Raw genomic sequence first — 20,918 nt, 5'->3', positions numbered from 1 at the left:
AATTGAAAGTTGAAAATTGAAAATTTATTCTTGTAAGTTTTATATCTTTGCCTACTAATCAAAAATCGTAAATCTTAAATCATTCATACAGATATGGAATATAATTTTAAAGAGGTAGAAAAAAAGTGGCAAAACTATTGGCGAGAGCATAAGACATATCGGGTCGAAGTGGATCACTCCAAGCCCAAATACTACGTGTTGGATATGTTTCCTTACCCTTCCGGGGCAGGTTTGCATGTGGGACATCCTCTTGGTTATATTGCATCCGATATCTTTTCCCGTTACAAACACTTGAAAGGATTCAATGTCCTGCATCCTATGGGATATGATGCTTACGGACTTCCGGCGGAACAATACGCTATCCAAACAGGACAGCACCCGGCAATCACAACGGAAAAAAACATCAACCGTTACCGGGAACAAATGGATAAAATCGGTTTTTCTTACGATTGGGACCGGGAAATACGTACCTGTGATCCAGGATATTATAAATGGACTCAATGGACCTTCATTCAGATGTTCAATAGCTTTTATTGCTATGACGAACAAAAAGCCATGCCGATCGGTGAATTGGTGAAAGCATTCGAGACCTCCGGGACGGAAGGACTGAACGTGGCATGCAGCGAGGATTTACACTTTTCGGCAGAAGAGTGGAAAAGGAAGCCGGAAAGAGAACAACAGGAGATTTTGTTGAATTACCGCCTTGCCTATCTTGCGGATACGATGGTCAACTGGTGTCCTCAACTCGGAACGGTTTTGGCAAACGACGAGGTTAAAGAAGGTTTATCCCTCCGGGGAGGTTACCCTGTCGTACAGAAAAAAATGAGACAATGGTCTTTAAGGGTATCCGCTTACGCACAAAGATTATTGGACGGATTGGACACGATCGCATGGTCCGATTCTTTAAAAGACATACAACGTAACTGGATCGGACGTTCACAGGGTGCGGACGTGCGGTTCGACGTGAAAGATTCCGATATAAAATTAGAGATTTTCACCACCCGTCCCGATACGATATTCGGCGTCAGCTTTATGGTGCTGGCTCCGGAATCGGATTACGTCCAACAACTTACGACTCCCGAACAGGCTCAGGCCGTTAAAGAGTATCTGGATTATGTTGCCAAAAGGACGGAACGGGAACGCCAGACGGAAATCAAAAAAGTAACGGGAGTATTCACAGGCTCCTACGCCATCAATCCGTTCACGAACAATGCCATTCCTGTTTGGATCAGCGAATACGTTTTATCCGGCTACGGAACAGGAGCGATTATGGCTGTTCCGGGCCACGATAGCCGGGACTATGCCTTTGCAAAACATTTTAATCTGCCTGTTATTCCAGTAGTCGATGACGGAGAAGGCCACGACATGAGCGAAGGTTCATACGATGCCAAAGTCGGAAAAATGATCAATAGCGGTATGATCAACGGAATGGAAGTTAAAGACGCTATCCGTTACATTGCCGAAGAGATTGAAAAACGGGGTATCGGCAAAAGCAAAATAAACTACCGTTTGAGAGATGCCATTTTCAGTCGCCAACGTTATTGGGGAGAACCGTTCCCGGTATATTACAAGGAAGGCATGCCTTATATGTTGGACGAATCTAAACTGCCCTTGGAATTACCGGAAATCGACAAATACCTCCCGACGGAAACGGGAGAGCCTCCTCTCGGACGAGCTCGAAATTGGAAAACCGAGGAGGGATATCCGTTGGAATTGAACACGATGCCCGGATTTGCTGGATCATCGGCTTATTACCTTCGCTATATGGATCCCCGCAACGATCAGGCTTTAGTAAGCGAAGAGGCGGACAAGTATTGGCGTAACGTAGACCTGTACTTGGGAGGCTCGGAACATGCTACCGGACACCTCATCTATTCCCGTTTCTGGAATATGTTCCTATACGATTTGGGAGTGGTATGCGAACCGGAACCCTTTAAGAAACTGATCAACCAGGGAATGATACAAGGACGATCCAATTTCGTGTATCGCATTCAGGGAACAAATACGTTCGTCTCTGTCGGGCTGAAAGACCGGTATGAAACGACTGAAATCCATGTGGATGTCAATATCGTGAAAAACGACATTTTGGATATCGAAGCTTTCAAACGATGGATGCCGGAGTATGCCAGTGCCGAATTTATTCTCGAGAACGGGAAATATGTCTGCGGCTGGGCCATCGAAAAGATGTCGAAATCCATGTTCAACGTGGTAAATCCTGACACCATAATCGAAGAATACGGTGCTGATACATTGCGTTTGTACGAAATGTTCCTCGGACCGCTTGAAGCCAGTAAACCTTGGGATACCCAAGGAATCGACGGGGTATACAAATTCTTGCGTAAATTCTGGCGTCTGTTCCAAAACGGAGAGGCATTTCAGGTCAGCGAGGACAAACCTTCTCCCGAAGAATTAAAAATTTTACACAAAACCATTAAAAAGATCGAGTTCGACGTGGAGAACTTTTCATTCAATACTTCTATTCCGGCCTTTATGATATGCGTGAACGAGTTGACAGCCCTAAAATGCAACAAAAGAGAGATTTTGGAACCCCTGGTTATCACCATCGCTCCTTACGCCCCGCATATGGCTGAAGAGTTATGGCACTTACTGGGGCATACGAACAGCGTAACCAAGGAAAGATTTCCGCAATGGGAAGAGAAATATTTAGTAGAAAACGAATTCGAATACCCCGTATCTTTTAACGGAAAAGTAAGATTCAAATTACCCATGCCCTTATCTGCCAGCCATCCGGAGATAGAGACGGCCGTAAAAACCGCTCCGGAATTTGCCAAATGGGCAGACGGAAAAGAGATAAAAAAATTAATCATCGTACCCAAAAAGATTATCAACGTCGTCTTGGGGTAAAATATTTAAATGCCTTTATCCGCAACGAGATAAATTCATTTCATTTTGGTATTCTGTGATTAGGAAACGGTTTCAATTATAAATTTTCTAATCACAGAATTTTTTACTCTATGGCGATAGTACTTTTACCCCGTCTCCAAATGCTATTTTTTCTCATTCGGGACGATGAATAAAACGCTACAAGTTCCGATCATCCCTAATCCCAGTAACAACAAGCGAAGGTGCACATGCTCTATAAAGCCAAAAGCCGAAATGGAGATCATCGTCCACATGCAAGCAATAGAAACCCATTTCGTCTTCCAACTGACGCCTCGACGCTCTTGAAAACGTTTCAGGTAGGGGCCGAGCCATCGGGAACGATGCAACGCATCGTGCATTCGTTTGGAACTTTTATAAAAAAGCCAGGAACTTAATAATAGAAACGGAGTCGTGGGCAGCCCCGGGACAAAAATGCCGATAACCCCCAAGACAATGGAAATACAACCCACCAGAATATATATAGCTTTTCGGATCTGTCCCATATCTACTCTTTAAAAGCCTCTGCCACGGCATCGTTATATTGCGTCACTTTATTGGCCTTTTTGATCTTTTTCAAAACCTTCCGATCGGTTCCGGGTAAAAAGTATTCCCAAAAAGTTTTCATTTTCATCAACAGCTGATGATCTCCCTGCAAACGCTCCCCGTTAAGCTCAAACAACTCATCATGAAATTCTCTGAACTTTCTCAAACGATTTTCCCGGCACAGTTCCCGGTTTTCCCGATATTCCATCGCCAAAGCCGGATTCGCCAATAATCCCCTCCCTATCATGACTCCCTCCAATAGAGGAAAACATGTTACGACTTCCCGTATATCTTCAAGGGTACGAATATCACCATTATAATAAAGCGGATGACGAGAGCCTTCGTAAAAAGCCCGAAAGGCCTCCCGGTTCACCTCTCCCCCATACTCCTGAACTCCCACCCGCGCATGTAAAATAACAGCCTTCAACGGGGCCTCGTTTAACACGGGTAAGAGTTTCATTCCCTCTTCCGGACTCTCCCATCCCAATCGCATTTTCACGGAGCAATGCAAAACGGGAAAAGCATCGATTACGTCCATTAGAGCCGCAACCTTCTCCGGATAGGATAAAATTCCCGCACCCCTCCCTTTTCGCGCGATCATTGAAAAAGGACATCCCAAGTTCAAATCGACCCGACCGTATCCCTTATCCGCCAGCATGGCAAGCATTACCCGCAATTCGTCGGGATCTCCTCCGAGTACCTGGGGTATCAATTCCCCGACTCGATTTATTTCCGGCGTAATATCTCTCAAATCTTTCGTCCGGAACCCATTCCCCTTTTCAACACGGATAAAAGGCGTATAGTAAGCATCTATGCCTCCAAAATGTTTTTCGTGCAAATTGCGATAAATCCAATCGGTATGACCCTGTACCGGAGCAAAATGTATTTTGTAATCTTTCAATTCCATAATTAATCCCATTACCGTTGCAAAAGTATGATTTTACCCCGAATAGGCTTCTGTTTTCAACTGAAAGTTTCTTATCTTTGAAAACAAAACGAAGATAGATGAGATTTTTACTTTGCCCGCAATGCGGAATCCGGCGTTTTTACGTGAAAGACAGCAACGGCAATCAATGCCTTGTCCAGGTTACCGCAACATACGAAGTCGTACCCGTGAATGAAGGAGATTCATTGGAAGGTTTCGACACGGAAATTGTTTATTGCTTAGGCTGCTCCTGGAGCGGGAGCGTCAAACGTCTGAAAAAATATTAGTCAGAAACAGATAAAAAGATAAAATGAAAAAACTTATAGGGTTATTACTTGTCGTACTCGCTTGCTCTTTTACTCAAGTGCAGTCAGAGGATAGAGGTTATATTGTTAAAGTAGGGGACGAGGCTCCCGATATAGAACTTCTTTTTCCCGACGGGACCAAAAAACAATTGAAAGATTTACGGGGGAAGGTCGTTATGTTACAGTTCACCGCCAGCTGGTGCGGAGTATGCCGAAAGGAAATGCCTTTTATAGAAAAAGATATATGGCTAAAGCTGAAGGATAACTTTAAGTTCCTCCTTTTCGGAATCGACTTGAAAGAGTCCAAAGAGACTATCGAGAAATTCGCCAAAGAGACAAAAATTACCTACCCTCTTTTACTCGATCCGGAAGGTAAAGCGTTTTATGCTTTTGCCGCCCAAGGAGCAGGAGTTACCCGGAATGTCATTATCGACGAAAACGGAAAGATCGTTTTTATGACCCGCCTTTATGACAAAAAAGAATTCGATGAAATGGTAAAGGTTATCAACCAATTGCTAAAAAAGAAGCAGACGGACACGACAAAAGATCGATAACGGAACGGCTGAAAAGGCGTCCCATCTGCCGCCGGTCTCATTTTAGATCCTCCTCTGCACGGGAAATATACTCCCACGAAAAACATCGATACCCCCGTAAATGAAACGGGAGTGAATTTGTCTTTTCCATATTCTTTGTATCATCCCAAACGAAAAAAACTCGAGAACTACCTCTTTCTCTTCTTTCTTCTGCCTTTTCTTTTCCGGCCCTTTTTTCGGATCAAAAACTGCAAGGCAACAAAAAGAACAACGGTCGCAACCACCAAGACAGCCTGTTCCCGTTTTCCCGGTTTATCCCCCCTTTTCAAACCGGAAACCAGTTCGGGATGTGCAGCGGTATCAGCCTCCAGCAACTTTTCTATCTCATCCGGTAGTTGCGGAAAAAAATCAATCCCCGTTAAAGCTTCTATCCGGTCCACCGGTACGGCAAAATCTTTTAAAGGCTGATCACTCCCCGCGTTGGGAAGCAGATAGGCGATCATCTGTTGTGAGGCGGGAGCATAAAACAATTTATAGTAATACCCCGGGACCGTAACCTTATTTTTGCCTATATGACCTTTGTTTTCTTTAAAAACCGGGCCGGTAACCACGTAAAGCAACTCTTTCCTTCCCCGTTTTCGCAGCAAATCTTCCAATCGTTTCCAGATTCCGCGGTTAAAAGCGGGAACTTGCGGAGACATATTCGACATATAAAACGTTTCACTCATCGCCTTTTTATCAAAAGCCATATCGGCTGCCGGACATAAATGCCCCCGGTCGTAACCGCTGCGTTTATAGTCGTCGGGAGTTGCCGAAAACAAGTTCAATTGGGGGTCTACCCGAAAATCATTCTCGCGGCCAACGGTTTTATTCCCCCTGCTCTTTAGTTCGTAATACACCCAGTTGGCCTGCCTGTGAACCGTATCGAAACCCAGGGAATAAAACGCATGTTTCACTTTTATCCCTGTACCGGAAGGAGTATATTCTTGCGAATAGATGTGCCCTGTACCGGTCAAAAATAGAAATAGGAGGCTTAACAGCCTCCCGTATCCTAATTTTATTAAAAACATATTATTCCTCTATTGCCTTCTGTATCGTTATATCTTTTTCACCAAGTATAGGATAAAAACCCTCGTCGTCGATCAGGTGGCGGGCTATAAACGCTTCCAAACGCACCCGAAGTATTTCATACGAATCCTTTATTCCCCTTTTATCCTTTTTCAATCCTCGCTTTGCCGCATAATCAGCCATATCGCCTACCAAATCGAAGCGCTTCAAATACTTCTGGATCGATTTATAATCCTTGAGCTCCTTCATTTCGGCCCGGTGATGCTCCATAAAATCAAAGGTATAATCATACAACAATTGAGATTCAGACAACGCGACTAAATATCTCGAAGCACCCGTCGTATCCGCGGGTACGAAAATATCCGGCATCACGCCTCCTCCCCCGTAAACCGTACGCCCGCCAACCGTCTGGAATTTTAATTTCTCATCGAATACAATACTGTCTTTCTGAGAAAATTCACCGTGCTTCAACCGGTTGTATATATCATTGTAATATTTTTCTTTTCCCTCATTATAAGGTTTTTGTATCGACCTACCGGAAGGAATGTAATAACGGGCTACCGTCAAGCGAAGGGCAGAACCATCCGGCAACATCCGTTGTTCCTGCACCAATCCTTTTCCAAAAGACCGGCGACCGATGATTGTTCCCCGGTCATTATCCTGAATTGCCCCCGCAAAAATCTCACTCGCCGATGCACTGAATTCGTTAATCAATACATCCAATTTCAAATCCTTGTAATTCCCCTTTCCATTCGCATTAAAATCGCTGCGAGGAGAAGCTTGCCCCTGGGTGTATAAAATCAATTGACCCTCCTCCAAAAATTCATTAATCATCTGGATGGCTATCGGAAGGACCCCTCCTTCATTATCCCTCAAATCCACCACCACCTTCTTCATCCCTTTTTGAGTCAGATCCGCCAATGCCCGCATAAACTCCCCGTAAGTGTGCATCCCGAATGTTCTTATCTTGACATAACCCGTTGTATCATTCAGCATATAAGCTATATCTATACTTTTTATTGGAATACTTCCCCGCGTAACGTTTTTGATCAACAATTGAGGCTCTCCTCTACGAAGGATAGTCAATTTCACATCCGTTCCCATCTCCCCCCTCAACATACTCATGATCTTTTTCGAATCCATATTTTTCCCGGCAATGAGCGAATCATTTACCCGAATGATGCGATCCCCATCCTGTACTCCGGCCTTCTCCGAAGGACCTCCCGGAACGACCTTAACCACTAATGCCGTATCTAAATAATTGTAAAATTGCACTCCGATACCTCCGAAATTTCCCACGATACTTTCATTGGCCCTTTGCATATCCTCAGCCGGGATATAGACCGTATGGGGATCCAAATCTTTCAACAACATCGAAATGGCTTTTTCCACCAATTCATTCGCGTTAACCGTATCCACATACGAATGCTGAATCATGTTGATAATAACGTCCATTTTACTACCATTAACCGGTAGAAATATTTTAGAAGCGGCCGCATTATTCCTTTTCGTCGGTATAAAATGATTAATCATCATCCCAAATACAACCGCCAACGCCAGCACGATCGGTGTTAAAACGGCCCTTAAATTTTCTCTGTTCATTTTCATCTGTTTTATTTACTCTATCTCTATCAATTCCACCTCGATATCGGCCTTCCGCAGCAATTCCACTCCATCCGCCGAACGGTAATCTTCAGAATACACCACACGCTTAATTCCTGCCTGTATGATCAATTTAGCACACTCGATACAAGGAGACGCTGTCACGTATAACGTGGCCCCCAGGCTACTGTTATTCGACTTGGCAACTTTTGTAATAGCGTTTGCCTCCGCATGCAAAACATAAGGCTTCGTCTTATTCATATCATCTTCACAGATATTTTCAAACCCGGACGGAGTCCCGTTATATCCATCAGAAATAATAGCATTCCCTCTCACGATCAACGCTCCGACCTGACGACGTACACAATAAGAATTTTCCGCCCATATGCGGGCCATCCTCAGGTAACGTTCATCCAATAATCGCTGTTTAGATTTTTCCATCGTATTATTTCTTACGGTCACACAACGCGTCTATTTCCTCATAAAGCACCCGTTTGCGCTCTTCCGGAACTTCTATTTGAGACAATATCTCCCGACTTTTCTTCAAATATTTGTTAATGGCATCCAATGTGACCTGTTTGATTCCTAATCGGTTGTATATATCCGTTATGGCCTTAATCTTTTCTTCCGGACAGAAATCCTTCATCTCAATCCAGCTCGTCAACTCTTTTTTAGTCGCCTCATCAGCCAACTCGAAAGCCCGGATCAACATATAAGTCTTTTTATTGGAAACAATATCCCCTCCTATGTTCTTCCCGAATTCCGAAACATCCCCGTAAACATCCAGGTAATCGTCTTGAAGTTGAAAAGCCAAGCCCAAGAATCCGCCGAAATCATACAAGGCTTTATACTCATGTTCCGGAGCTCCCGCGATCAAGGCTCCATGTCGCAAACTTCCCGCAATAAGAACAGAAGTTTTCAAATAAATCATATGAAGGTACTCTTCCTCCGTCACATCATTTCTGGTCTCAAACTCCATATCATACTGTTGTCCCTTGCAAACATCCATCGCCACCTGATTAAAACCGTCGATAGCCCGCCTCAGGTAGCGGTCTTCACAATGCTCAATGTATTTATAAGCCGTGATAGCAGCAGCATCACCGCTCAAAATAGCCACATTGTTATTCCATTTTTTATGCACGGTTTGCCTCCCCCGCCTCAACTCCGCATCATCCATCACATCATCGTGCAACAACGTATAGTTATGAAAGATTTCTATGCCGATGGCAGATTTCAGAACCCTTTCTATATCTTCCCGGTATAAGTTATAGGCCAACAAGGTTAAAATCGGTCTCAACCGTTTCCCTCCATCTTCCAAAATATATTTAATCGGTTCGAACAGCGAGTAAGGCTTTTCTATATACTCCTGTTTCGCCATTTCTTTCTTTACAATTTCACGAAGTTCGTCTATCGTATACATAATCCCAAATTTTACACATTATAATTCGGCTAAAGTATAAAAAAAACTATATATCGACAATCGTAGATTAAAAGAATTAAAGAATGAGGAAATTACAAAGATTAGGAGATAGATTAAAAGATTAGAAGATTAAGAGATTGGGAGATTAACGGATGAAAGATGAGGAACAGGGAGATGAAAGGATTATTCAATCCCAGCACCCGGGAAAAGGGTGAAAATGCTATTAAAAAAGATCGACGATCGTTTTCAAATTGACGACTTAAAAAGGGAATATCAAAATTCCGTCTTAAATCGTAAACCAAAAACTAATCCATTGACCATCAATTAAAAAATTGTGATCCCACCAAGAATCGAACTTGGATTTAAAGTTTAGGAAACTTCCGTTCTATCCGTTGAACTATGGGACCTTTACGGTTTGCAAAAGTAATTGAAAAAAATGGCAGTTCCAAATATTATTTAAACGGCAACCAACGGCAAAAAAATTCACTATTATTTCATTGGTAATATCGGCAAGGGAATACGATCCCTTTTTAATCATCTTGTGTTTTCTTTCGACAGGCTCTCAAATCCTTAAAAAACACGGTGTACGCGTCATCTATCGTGATCACGGAAACAAAATTATTACTAAAAAAGCCTTTAAACATAAAAAATGAAAGCAGGACTACCCGCATTAATAAAAAATTGATACGAAAAATTTTATTTCAAAAAGTTATTATTAACTTCGCAACACAAATAGTATTAAGCGTCTATTCATTTAATTAAGATAAACATGGTTAGCGACTACAAAGAAATTTTATCAGACAGCGCCAAAGGGATGAAGCGCTCTGCAATCAGAGAGTTATTGAAATTGACTCAGAAACCGGAAATCATTTCATTTGCCGGAGGTCTTCCCGCAAAAGAATCCTTCCCATTAGAACAATTGCAAGAAATTTGTGCAGAGGTAATCGCCACTGACGGAGCAGCGGCTTGCCAATACGGTTCGACCGAAGGAGTTCCCGAATTATTGGAAATTCTGGCCCAACGTTACCGGGATCAAGGATTAAGTTATGTTACAAAAGAGAACATCACCATCATCACCTCTTCTCAACAAGGGCTGGATACTGTAGGTAAGATTTTCCTTAACCGGGGTGACAAATATATTTGCGAATTACCCTCCTACTTAGGGGCTCTCGGTGCTTTTAACTCCTATGGTGGGATTGCTGTCGGAATTCCTCAGGACGAACAGGGAATGAGCGCCATCGAACTGGAGAAAACATTGGCCGATATGAAAGCCAAAGGCGAAAAACCCAAATTTATCTATTTGATCCCCGACTTCCAGAATCCTGCCGGAATGACTATGCCGGATGCCAGAAGAAAAGAGATCTTGGCTATCGCTAAAAAATACGAGATCTTAATCGTTGAAGACAGTCCTTACCGGGAATTACGCTTTTCCGGCAAGCCGCAACATATGTTATACGAATTAGATAACGGCGAAGGTAATGTTATCACGCTGGGAACTTTCTCTAAAATATTCATGCCGGGATTCCGTATGGGATGGGTATTGGCACACCCGATGATCATTGACAACTTCGTGAAGGCAAAACAAAGCACGGACCTTTGTACTTCTGCATTTTTACAGAAGATTACCGTGAAATTCTTCCAAAAGAACTATTTCGATGCCAACGTGAAAAAGATTGTCGAACTCTATCGTGGTAAATTGAATGCAATGATAGGGGCATTCGAAAAATACATGCCGGAAGGCGTCAGCTGGACTCATCCGGAAGGAGGTCTTTTCTTGTTCTTAACCTTACCGGAGCAATACGATGCAGAAGATCTTTTCAAAATTGCAATCGAAAAGAACGTGGCATTTGTATTAGGTACCGTTTTCTTTTGTAACGGAAAAGGTAAAAACACCATGCGTATCAACTTCTCTTACATGAGCGAGGAACAAAATATCGAGGGAGTGAAGAGATTGGCCGAAGCGATCAAAGAATTGTACGCAAAAAAATAAAACGATACACGATGAACTTTAAGCTAAAAGTTGGAGGGAACTCCGACTTTTAGTTTTTATAACAGATCCCCCGCGTGATTTTAAACCTTATTCATCATGAAAGTAGTCATCCAACGAGTTTCCCGCGCCAGCGTCACCATAAACCGGCACCTCTTTTCAAGCATAAATAAAGGCATGTTGGTACTTGTCGGGATACAATCGGACGACTCGGAAGAGGATATCAATTGGTTAGTATCAAAAATCATCCATCTCCGCATCTTCGACGACGAAAACGGAGTAATGAATAAATCCATATTAGAAACCGGAGGAGAGATTTTAGCCGTGAGTCAATTCACCTTGATGGCCCGTACCAAAAAAGGAAATCGCCCTTCCTATATCGATGCGGCACCACCGTCCATCTCCATTCCCCTTTACGAGCAATTCGTCTCCACATTGCAAAAAGAGATTAAAAATGAGATCAAAACCGGACAATTCGGTGCAGAAATGGAAGTAGAACTCCTCAACGACGGACCGGTAACCATCATCATGGACAGTAAGAACAAGCTATAAAACAGCCGATCCGTAAACGCTTCACTCCAACAGGAGATTTCAACGAATGAATAACATGGCTTTTTAAGAGCAACAAAAGGACGACGACGAATTTTAAATTATTATAGTATGGACTTGACAGAATTACAAACGGCTGTTGATGCCTGGATCAAAACTTACGGGGTAAAGTATTTCGGAGAACTCACCAACATGGCCATTCTGACAGAAGAAGTAGGAGAATTGGCAAGAGTCATGGCCAGGAAATACGGGGACCAGTCTTTCAAAGAAGGAGAAAAAGATAATTTAGCCGATGAAATGGCTGACGTTCTTTGGGTTTTAGTATGTTTAGCCAATCAAACGGGGGTAGATTTAAACTCCGCCATAAATAATAATTTTGCAAAAAAAACAGCAAGAGATGTAAAGCGACATAAAAAAAATCCGAAACTGTTTAAAGATTAAATGCATTTATCCTACTTTTGCGACAATATATACAATTAACATGTGAAATATGTGGATTAAGATTGCCGGAATTCTTCTTAGAAACCGGATAGGTTTTATTATTGCCATTTCGATTATTACCCTCTTTCTGGCTTCTCAAATCAGAAAGGTCGAAATGTCATATGAATACGCCAATCTTCTCCCATCAACAGACAGTGCTTTTCTCGATTACATCGATTTTCATGAAAAATTCGGTCAAGAGGGGAATGTCATGGTTTTTGCCATCCAGGACACCTCCTTTTACAAAGTGAACAAACTCAACGATTGGATACAAATGTGCGATAGCTTAAAAGCTTTACGCGGAGTCATCGCCTTAGTGGACATCACTCACTCTTTCAATCTCTGTAAAGATACGGCCAATCGCAGATTCGACATAAAACCCATATTTCCACATCACATCAAACACCAGCGGGAAGCCGATAGTTTGTCTCAAATCGTGGAGAATCTCCCTTTTTACGACGGAACACTTTTTAACAAGAAAAAAGCGATTTATGGCATGATGGTTTCCGTTTCGGCTGATGTCATGAACTCCCCGGCACGCGTAGGACTGGTCAAAGATATCTTAAAAATCACGGAAGGATTTTCTGCCAAACACGAGCTTAAAATGCATTATTCCGGCTTACCCTACATTCGGGTCGTAAACGCCGAAAATATCAAGGGAGAGATGTATATGTTCATCATTCTCTCCTTGCTGATCTCGACTTTTATCCTTTACCTCTTCTTCCGCTCTTTCCGAATCATCGGGTTTTGTTTATTAATCGTACTTACATGCGTTTGCTGGACCGTAGGTGTCATGGCTATGCTCGGAATTAAAATCACGCTTTTAACAGCTATGTTACCCCCATTATTAATCGTGATCTGTATTCCCAACATGGTCTTCATGATTAATAAATTTCACGCTGAATACGATCGCCACGGGAACAAGATCAAGGCTTTACAGAGAATGATTCAAAAGATAGGAAACGCCTCTTTCCTTAGTAACCTGACTACAGCTGCCGGTTTTGCCACATTTATCGTTACCTCCAGCCAGATTCTCGTTGAATTCGGTATCACCGCTTCCATCGGCATCAGCTTTGTCTATTTGGTTTGCCTGATCATGATTCCCTGCGTATTTAGCTTTCTGCCGTCTCCGGACAGCAAGCAAATCAAGCATTTACATAATAAATTTGTAAACGACACCTTAAATAAGGTTATTGAAATTATTATTAATCACCGGAATAAAGTTTATATTACTGCTTCCATTGTAGTCGTTTTAGGGTTTATCGGTATCTCTTTGATGAAATCTACAGGGTACATGGTAGACGATCTGAAAGAGAGCGACCCGATCCGACAGGACCTCCTGTTTTTCGAGGATAATTTTGACGGTTTAATGCCTTTGGAAATCACGATTGATTTCAAAAAACCGAATCAAGTCATCAAGTTGTCCAACTTGGAGAAATTAGATTTATTAGCCCAAGAACTCTCCCAAGACGAAGACATTTCTAAACCCATTTCCATCGTTGAAGTGATTAAATTCGCCAATCAGGCTTTTTATAACGGGAAATCGGCCTATTACAAATTGCCGAGCAATCAAACGAAAAATTTTATTTTAAAATACGCTTCCCAATCCGCGGGAAGTATCGGGGGAAAAGCAAATTCATTTGTTGACTCCACCCTAAGAAATGTCCGGATGAGCTACCGTATAAAGGATATCGGTACTAAAAAAATGCAGGAAAAAGAGAATAAATTATACGAGATCATTGAGAAATATTTCCCTGGAGACCGAAACGTTGTAAAGGTAACCGGATCAAGTGTCATCTTTTTTAAAGGGACCCAGTATTTAGTCACCAATCTATTTACCTCCCTGCTATTAGCCATTATCCTTATCGCCATTTTCATGGCATGGATGTTCCGGAGCAAACGCATGGTCATCGTCGCCCTCCTGCCAAACCTCATCCCGCAAATTATTACAGCCGCTATTATGGGATACTGCGGTATCCCTATCAAAGCTTCGACCATATTAGTATTCAGTATTGCTTTTGGTATTTCAGTCGACGGGACCATTCACTATTTAGCAAAATACAGGCAAGAGTTACAAGGGACAAACTGGAGTATTCGGTCGTCTGCCGTCCTGGCTTTGAAAGAGACAGGGCAAAGCATGATTTATAACGCCATTATCCTTTTCTTCGGTTTCGGAATCTTTGCCTTGTCGGACTTCGGCGGAACCGTTGCTTTAGGCATCCTTGTTTCCATCACCCTATTGGCAGCTATGCTTTCCAACCTCATTATATTACCCTCGCTCTTGTTGACCTTAGATAAGCATACGACAAACAAGACTTTTAAAGAACCGGTCATTCAAATTTTCGACGAAGAAGACGGAAGGGAGAAACATAGATAAATATATTCGTGATCCCTCATTGCTCTCAGGTCAGCCGTTATCACTAACGGATTTTTAATAAAAAAAAACCGGCTTATGCCGGTCTTCCATTATTTCTTCATCTCTTTCAAGATATCATCCATTAACTGGGACGTCCCGATTCGAAAATAGCGAGGAGTTACCCATTCTTTCCCCAAAACATGGTTGACGATGGTTAGGTAACGAATGGCATTTTGTACTTTGGAAACGCCTCCAGCCACTTTTATTCCCACCATTTTACCCGTTTGGGCATGATACTGACGAACGGCTTCACACATCACGTAAACAGACTCGGGAGTAGCATTCACAGGCACTTTTCCCGTGGATGTTTTCACAAAATCCGCTCCCGCGTATGCACTGATCAACGCGGCATTAAATATACTCTCGATATCCTTCAGCTCCCCGGTTTCCAATATCACTTTCAATAAAACGCCTTTACAAGCTTCCCGGATGGCCGCAAGCTCCTCGTATACCCTCTCGTAATTTCTCTCCAGAATATCCCCCACGGAGAGAACCACATCGATTTCATCCGCCCCGGCGGCAACGGCCGCTTTACACTCTGCAATTTTTACTTCCATAAAAGATTGAGAAGAGGGAAAACAAGCTCCCACGACAGTCGTTTTAATGGATGTTTCACTCAATCCGTCTTTTACAATCGAAGCATATTTCGGGAATACACATACCGAAGCTACCTCAGGCAAAGTATTCTTCTTGATTTTCTTAAGCAGTTCCGCAACAAATTCCGTCACGGACCTATCCGTATCCGTCACCTTCAATGTCGTATAATCCATGCAGGTTATACATAGCTCGAAGTTCTCCGGACAGTAGGCCAAAGCAATCTCTTTCTCTATAACTCCGTCCAACTCGAACTCTATCCGATCTTCTAAATTCGAAAAATTATAAGTAGCTAATATTCCCGATATATTTTTCATAAACATTCAATTTATTTCCTCCATAAAGCGACTGGAAATATCTATACGTAATTTCCTCGTGCCAAGTTTATTCTTCCCTAATTTTTATTAACAAACTTATGCTCGCTTGTTTTCAGTTCGACAAAATTACATAATACTTCTGAGATTTTTAAACAAATATCATGCAAAATATTTATTTTTGGGATGCGTAAACACTCACACGATCTATAAATTCATAAGCAAAACCAAATGGCTACAAAATCAGAAATACAAACACCTTTGATGCAACAATACTATGCAGCTAAGGCTCAATATCCTGATGCACTACTTCTTTACAGAATGGGAGATTTCTATGAAACCTTCGGGGAAGATGCCATCACTGCCTCAAAGATTTTAGGGATTACCCTCACGAAACGATCTCATGGCTCCCCCGGAGACGTAGAGCTGGCCGGTTTCCCCCATCATGCCATAGATACCTATCTTCCTAAATTAGTCCGTGCCGGTCAGAGAGTAGCCATCTGTGAACAATTGGAAGATCCTAAAAAAACCAAGAAGTTAGTCAAACGGGGAGTCATAGAATTAGTAACTCCCGGTGTTTCGTACAACGAAAATACCATTGACAATAAAAATAACGTATTTCTGGCCTCCGTCTATTTTACCAAAAGCAAGGCCGGGATCTCGTTGTTGGATCTTTCCACGGGTGAATTTTTAACGACGGAAGGAACTCCTTCCACGGTAGACAAATTATTGAATAGTTTTCAACCCAAAGAGGTGTTATATCCTAAAGGCTCTGAAGCCTTATTCCATGAACTTTTCGGAAATAAATACTATACTTACCCGGTAGAAGCCTGGTTTTTCGAACCGGATTCTTCGGAAGATCGGCTGAAGAAACATTTCGATGTCTCTTCTCTGAAAGGCTTTGGAATTGATAAATTAGAATGCGGTATCGCCGCTTCCGGGGCCATTCTCTATTATTTAGACATGACCAAGCACGAGTTGGTGGGGCATATCACCTCTATTGGACGAATCGATGAATCCACTTGTGTATTATTAGACCGCTTCACGCTACGAAACCTGGAAATATTGGAATCGCTTCACGAGGGAGGTTGTTCGTTAACCGATATTATTGATAGAACAATTACTCCCATGGGCAGTCGGATGCTTCGCCGTTGGATTTGCATGCCGTTGAAATCTCCGGAAGAGATCAACGAACGGCTGGATATCGTAGAAAGTTTCATTCAACACGAAACCGAACGTCTCGAGCTGGAACAACTATTACGGATCATCGGGGACCTGGAACGGTTAGCCTCTAAAATTGCCGTATGCCGGATCTCCCCGCGAGAGATGGTACAATTGAAAGTAGCCTTGCAAACGTTAATCCCGCTAAAAAAACATTGCCGGAATATCAACAATCCCCAATTAACCCAATGGATCGAGCAATTAAACGAATGCGAGGCTCTTCACCAAAAGATAGCGCAACAAATACAGGAAGAAGCACCCGCTCAGCTGAACAAGGGAAATGTCATTGCCCCCGGGGTTAACGCGGAGTTAGACGAGTTGAGAGAAATTTCCTCCCATGGAAAAGAACTTCTGCTTCAAATGCAACAACGGGAAATAGAAAAAACCGGTATCCCTTCATTAAAAATAGGTTTTAATAATGTATACGGCTATTATATCGAGGTGACCAAAACTCACAACAGTAAAGCCCCCGACACCTGGATCAGGAAGCAGACATTAGTGAATGCAGAACGCTACATCACGCCCGAATTAAAGGAGTATGAAGAAAAGATTTTAGGTGCAGAAGATCGTATTCAGGAGTTGGAGAGTACGATTTACAACGAATTGTTACTCGTTGCCTCATCCTATATCAAAGCCATACAAACTAATGCCCATATCATCTCCCGGATCGATGCTTTAATTTCGTTCTCTAACGTATCCATCACGAACCAATATCACCGTCCTGAAATCAATGACTCCTATTTTATCGATATAAAAGCCGGGCGTCATCCGGTCATCGAAAAGCAGCTTCCCCCCGGAGAAAGTTATATCCACAACGATTTGTTTTTAGATAATGAAAGACAACAAATCATTATTATCACGGGACCTAACATGGCCGGAAAATCGGCTTTGTTACGCCAGACAGCACTTATCGTCATTATGGCACAAGCCGGTTGTTTCGTTCCGGCAGCCTCCGCATCAATCGGGTATGTCGATAAGGTCTTCACAAGAGTCGGGGCCTCAGACAATATCTCCTTGGGAGAATCTACTTTCATGGTAGAAATGAACGAAGCCGCCAATATATTAAACAATATATCCGATCGGAGCCTCGTTCTGTTCGACGAGTTGGGAAGAGGGACCTCTACTTACGACGGAATCTCCATTGCCTGGGCCATCGTGGAATTTTTACACGAGCATGTCAAATACCGTACGAAAACACTGTTTGCCACCCATTATCACGAATTGAACGAAATGGAACGTTCGTTCCCGAAAATCAAAAACTACAATGTTTCGGTAAAGGAAGTGAATAATAAAATTGTCTTTTTGCGTAAATTGGTAAAAGGAGGTTCAAATCACTCTTTCGGAATCCAAGTCGCTAAAATGGCAGGATTACCGCAATCCGTCATATTACGGGCTTCTGAGATTCTGAAACAGCTGGAAAACGACAAGAACAAAAGCGGGACCTTACAAAAAAACGTGAGTCGGATTGCCCATGAAAGGGAAGGGGTCCAGCTCAGCTTTTTCCAATTGGAAGACCCTGTTCTTCTCCAGATTAGAGACGAAATCGCCGGCTTGGACATCAACAGTCTAACCCCACTTGAGGCTTTGAATAAGCTAAACGAGATTAAAAAGATCACCGGAATCTAAAAACGTTTAAGTTACAAATTGACGATTGACCTCTGCAATCGTCAATTCAAACGGTCATTTAATAATTTCCATGTGCAGGATTGCGACGTTTTCCAAAGGACGATCGTTGGCATCGGTTTGTACGGCAGCTATTTTGTCCATAACCTCCATTCCTTCGACAATCTCCCCGAATACGGTATACTGACCATCCAAATGAGGAGTTCCTCCCACCGTCGTATAAATCTTTTTCTGCTCCGGAGTTAACACCAACTCTTCTTGAACAAAAAGACTGTCACAGGCATGAGATATCTCTTCCGTCAACCGATCCATTCCCTCCTGATCTTCGGCTTTTTGCAAACGAGCATATTCGGCTTCATAACCCGATTTGATACGGTTATACAAAGCGATCTTCCGGCGTTCATTAATCCGCTTAACCGTGTTATCCAGCTTCTCCGGCGAATAAACGACACCCTGCACCATATAGAAATGCGAGCCGCTGGACTTTCGCTGAGGATTCACCTCATCTCCCTCCCGGGCTGCCGCAAGTACACCTCTTTTATGAAAGTAACGAGGTTGAAACTCCGCATCGATGGTGTACCCATTATCACCTTCTCCCAATAAAGTTCCCGATGCCGCTGTTTTCGATTCCGGGTCTCCAGCCTGTATCATAAAATTTTGAATAACACGATGAAATAAAACGCTATCATAAAATTGTTCCTTCACTAACTTCAAAAAATTATCCCGATGCTTAGGCGTCTCGTTATATAACTTAACTTTTATATCTCCCATCGTCGTAGACATGCTCACGATCCGTTCTTTCTGATTACTACAAGAGATACCGCTGCAGAATAAGAGTATCAATAAAAAAAATTTATTCATAAACCTGATTTTAAAATTAAAACGAATAATTTCATCGACAAAAATAGAGGAATTTGTTTTATTTACAATATTTTTGTGTTCATCTTGGCTAACTTATAAAAAAAGACGATCATGAAAACTGTTTTAATTTTTACAACCGCTTTAATATTTGTTTTTTTTTCAGCTTGCAAAGAAAAACAAGCTCCGAAAAAAGAGACTCCCGTACAAGTCGTTAAAACGGAAAACACGACTTCTCCCAAGGTAGAGGTAGAAAAAACGAAAGATGTAAAACCGATAGCAAAAGAGAAAAAAAACTACTTCCTGGTTGCCGGCTGTTTTGAATATAAAAGCAACGCGGATAAACTGTGTCAAAGACTCCAAAAAGAAGGTTTCTCCGAAGCGGAAGTACTGAACTATTTTGAGAATCTCTATTTGGTCGTCTACGAGGGGTATGCTCAAAAAACGGATGCGCTCGTAGCCTTGAAGAATATACAAAAAGAGGCCAGTAAGCAAAAAACCTGGTTGTACCACGCCAAATAAGTAAAGAAGAATGATAAAAATCTTATTATTTCTGGCAATACTCTTTCTATTCGGTCATTGCCAGCATAATAAATTAGACTCCAAAGAATTGACGACGGCAAATGTCACGAGAGATCTGACTGCCGTTTTAAAAGACAGTATAGCTACGCCGAAAGAGGACACGACGGCCATACGGCAAGAGCATAAAACCGAAGCCTTACAAGCGGGAAGCCCATCGCGAAAAGATCGCATTATCACTTCTCCCACGGAAAGCTATTACGTTATCGTAGCCAGTTATCCAGAACTATCATCCGCCGAAAAAAGATTGAATCGTCTGGTAGAACAAGGATACACGGAATCACGGATCATCACCAAAAATAATCGCTTCCGCGTGAGTGTCGCCCAGTATAGAGATAAAGAAGAGGCTATTCGTCAAACAAATAATTGGAAAAAACGTCTCGATCGGGATGATCTTTGGGTGATCCGATATTAATAAAGCACGACAACGATAAAGGTAGCTCCGTATAAAAATCCGAAGTACACTTGGGCGGGGGTATGACATTTCAAATACAGCCTGCAGCTACCGAGAACTCCTGATAACAGGATCAGGAAGGATAGCGTATTCATTACATCCCCAAAATATTTCGTTCCCAAGATAAAAACGAAACCGCATAAAGCTCCTATCGCCATCATATGTATACTCATTTTCCAACAGATCGTGACAAACAGAAAACCGGACAATAAAATAATGATAAGCAGGTAAAACTGACGAACGATATGGGCGTAAGGGAACTCCCGAAGCAAATAGACAACGACAAAAAAACAGACGATCGTTATCAGAATCGGGAAAATACGTTCCTGCTTGTTCCACATGGCATAGCTATCTATTAATCGCAAATATTTCAACAAAGGCAAACATGCCAGAGGAATAAAAACAGGACCGGTAATCGTTAGCAAATAGGCCGTATATTGAGTCTGCGAAGGAATAAAAGAAAAAATAGTTCCCGAATGGAAGATAATAAACAAGGCATACAAAGGGATCACAACAGGATGAACCAATAAAGACACAAGAAAAGCGACATTCTTCATAACACAC

At 42.3% G+C, this 20,918-nt stretch carries 19 protein-coding genes and 1 tRNA gene; 10 read left to right on the top strand and 10 right to left on the bottom strand.

What is annotated here, in order from left to right:
• Positions 1-93 precede the first annotated feature (93 nt).
• Entirely contained in the window at positions 94-2,865 is a 2,772-nt protein-coding gene (leuS, locus tag NVS78_RS03110; RefSeq protein ID WP_286357878.1) for a leucine--tRNA ligase, read from the top strand.
• A 143-nt stretch (positions 2,866-3,008) separates the two neighbouring features.
• On the opposite strand, the gene NVS78_RS03105 is transcribed toward leuS, so the two are convergent.
• Together NVS78_RS03105 and NVS78_RS03100 are read right to left on the bottom strand one after the other, a co-directional pair.
• Positions 3,009-3,386 carry a YbaN family protein gene (locus NVS78_RS03105; protein WP_286357877.1) on the bottom strand — a complete coding sequence of 126 codons (378 nt, stop codon included), beginning with the start codon at positions 3,384-3,386 and terminating at the stop codon, positions 3,009-3,011.
• A gap of 2 nt (positions 3,387-3,388) precedes the next feature.
• Complete coding sequence (locus NVS78_RS03100; protein ID WP_286357876.1) at positions 3,389-4,333, bottom strand: tRNA-dihydrouridine synthase family protein; 945 nt, start codon at positions 4,331-4,333, stop codon at positions 3,389-3,391.
• Between the two features lie 98 nt (positions 4,334-4,431).
• Between NVS78_RS03100 and NVS78_RS03095 the strand changes: the two genes are divergently transcribed.
• Together NVS78_RS03095 and NVS78_RS03090 are read left to right on the top strand one after the other, a co-directional pair.
• Positions 4,432-4,638: a hypothetical protein gene (locus NVS78_RS03095; RefSeq protein WP_286357875.1), complete on the top strand. Its 207-nt coding sequence runs from the start codon at positions 4,432-4,434 to the stop codon at positions 4,636-4,638.
• A 23-nt stretch (positions 4,639-4,661) separates the two neighbouring features.
• Positions 4,662-5,210 carry a TlpA family protein disulfide reductase gene (locus NVS78_RS03090; protein ID WP_286357874.1) on the top strand — a complete coding sequence of 183 codons (549 nt, stop codon included), beginning with the start codon at positions 4,662-4,664 and terminating at the stop codon, positions 5,208-5,210.
• Positions 5,211-5,377: 167 nt separating this feature from the next.
• Here NVS78_RS03090 and NVS78_RS03085 read toward each other — a convergent pair whose 3' ends face one another.
• The 5 genes from NVS78_RS03085 to NVS78_RS03065 all read right to left on the bottom strand — a co-directional run bounded on the left by NVS78_RS03085 (position 5,378) and on the right by NVS78_RS03065 (position 9,686).
• Positions 5,378-6,259, bottom strand: coding sequence for a DNA/RNA non-specific endonuclease (locus tag NVS78_RS03085; protein ID WP_286357873.1), 882 nt, complete (start codon positions 6,257-6,259; stop codon positions 5,378-5,380).
• Position 6,260: 1 nt separating this feature from the next.
• A complete protein-coding gene (locus NVS78_RS03080; protein WP_286357872.1) occupies positions 6,261-7,859 on the bottom strand; it encodes a S41 family peptidase in 1,599 nt (532 codons plus the stop codon).
• A 15-nt stretch (positions 7,860-7,874) separates the two neighbouring features.
• Positions 7,875-8,300, bottom strand: a complete 426-nt coding sequence (locus NVS78_RS03075; protein WP_286357871.1) for a deoxycytidylate deaminase — start codon at positions 8,298-8,300, stop codon at positions 7,875-7,877.
• Positions 8,301-8,304: 4 nt separating this feature from the next.
• Entirely contained in the window at positions 8,305-9,279 is a 975-nt protein-coding gene (locus NVS78_RS03070) for a polyprenyl synthetase family protein (protein ID WP_286357870.1), read from the bottom strand.
• Positions 9,280-9,614: 335 nt separating this feature from the next.
• A tRNA-Arg gene (locus NVS78_RS03065) sits at positions 9,615-9,686 on the bottom strand.
• A 362-nt stretch (positions 9,687-10,048) separates the two neighbouring features.
• Between NVS78_RS03065 and NVS78_RS03060 the strand changes: the two genes are divergently transcribed.
• The 4 genes from NVS78_RS03060 (at position 10,049) to NVS78_RS03045 (ending at position 14,672) form a co-directional block, all read left to right on the top strand.
• Positions 10,049-11,269 (top strand): aminotransferase-like domain-containing protein, encoded by a 1,221-nt coding sequence (locus NVS78_RS03060; RefSeq protein ID WP_286357869.1) that lies wholly within the window; start codon positions 10,049-10,051, stop codon positions 11,267-11,269.
• A 96-nt stretch (positions 11,270-11,365) separates the two neighbouring features.
• Complete coding sequence (gene dtd / locus NVS78_RS03055; protein ID WP_286357868.1) at positions 11,366-11,818, top strand: D-aminoacyl-tRNA deacylase; 453 nt, start codon at positions 11,366-11,368, stop codon at positions 11,816-11,818.
• A 108-nt stretch (positions 11,819-11,926) separates the two neighbouring features.
• Complete coding sequence (locus NVS78_RS03050; protein ID WP_286357867.1) at positions 11,927-12,256, top strand: nucleotide pyrophosphohydrolase; 330 nt, start codon at positions 11,927-11,929, stop codon at positions 12,254-12,256.
• 49 nt (positions 12,257-12,305) lie between these two features.
• The gene (locus tag NVS78_RS03045) at positions 12,306-14,672 is read left to right on the top strand and encodes an efflux RND transporter permease subunit (protein ID WP_286357866.1); all 2,367 of its coding nucleotides are present in this window, start codon (positions 12,306-12,308) and stop codon (positions 14,670-14,672) included.
• An 89-nt stretch (positions 14,673-14,761) separates the two neighbouring features.
• Here NVS78_RS03045 and deoC read toward each other — a convergent pair whose 3' ends face one another.
• On the bottom strand, positions 14,762-15,622 hold the full coding sequence (gene deoC / locus NVS78_RS03040; protein ID WP_286357865.1) for a deoxyribose-phosphate aldolase: 861 nt from the start codon (positions 15,620-15,622) through the stop codon (positions 14,762-14,764).
• Between the two features lie 228 nt (positions 15,623-15,850).
• Between deoC and mutS the strand changes: the two genes are divergently transcribed.
• Positions 15,851-18,466 carry a DNA mismatch repair protein MutS gene (gene mutS, locus NVS78_RS03035; RefSeq protein ID WP_286357864.1) on the top strand — a complete coding sequence of 872 codons (2,616 nt, stop codon included), beginning with the start codon at positions 15,851-15,853 and terminating at the stop codon, positions 18,464-18,466.
• A 54-nt stretch (positions 18,467-18,520) separates the two neighbouring features.
• Here mutS and NVS78_RS03030 read toward each other — a convergent pair whose 3' ends face one another.
• Positions 18,521-19,324, bottom strand: coding sequence for a peptidylprolyl isomerase (locus tag NVS78_RS03030; protein ID WP_286357863.1), 804 nt, complete (start codon positions 19,322-19,324; stop codon positions 18,521-18,523).
• Between the two features lie 111 nt (positions 19,325-19,435).
• Between NVS78_RS03030 and NVS78_RS03025 the strand changes: the two genes are divergently transcribed.
• Together NVS78_RS03025 and NVS78_RS03020 are read left to right on the top strand one after the other, a co-directional pair.
• The gene (locus NVS78_RS03025; protein WP_286357862.1) at positions 19,436-19,843 is read left to right on the top strand and encodes an SPOR domain-containing protein; all 408 of its coding nucleotides are present in this window, start codon (positions 19,436-19,438) and stop codon (positions 19,841-19,843) included.
• Between the two features lie 10 nt (positions 19,844-19,853).
• Positions 19,854-20,315 carry an SPOR domain-containing protein gene (locus NVS78_RS03020; RefSeq protein WP_286357861.1) on the top strand — a complete coding sequence of 154 codons (462 nt, stop codon included), beginning with the start codon at positions 19,854-19,856 and terminating at the stop codon, positions 20,313-20,315.
• Here NVS78_RS03020 and NVS78_RS03015 read toward each other — a convergent pair.
• Complete coding sequence (locus tag NVS78_RS03015; protein ID WP_286357860.1) at positions 20,312-20,911, bottom strand: PAP2 family protein; 600 nt, start codon at positions 20,909-20,911, stop codon at positions 20,312-20,314. The two genes, NVS78_RS03020 and NVS78_RS03015, sit on opposite strands and share 4 nt — an antisense overlap.
• Positions 20,912-20,918: the final 7 nt, after the last annotated feature.

Origin of the sequence: Gabonibacter chumensis (genome assembly GCF_024741215.1) — a bacterium.
Classification (GTDB): domain Bacteria; phylum Bacteroidota; class Bacteroidia; order Bacteroidales; family Marinifilaceae; genus Gabonibacter; species Gabonibacter massiliensis.
This window is presented reverse-complemented; position numbering and strand designations above follow the sequence as displayed.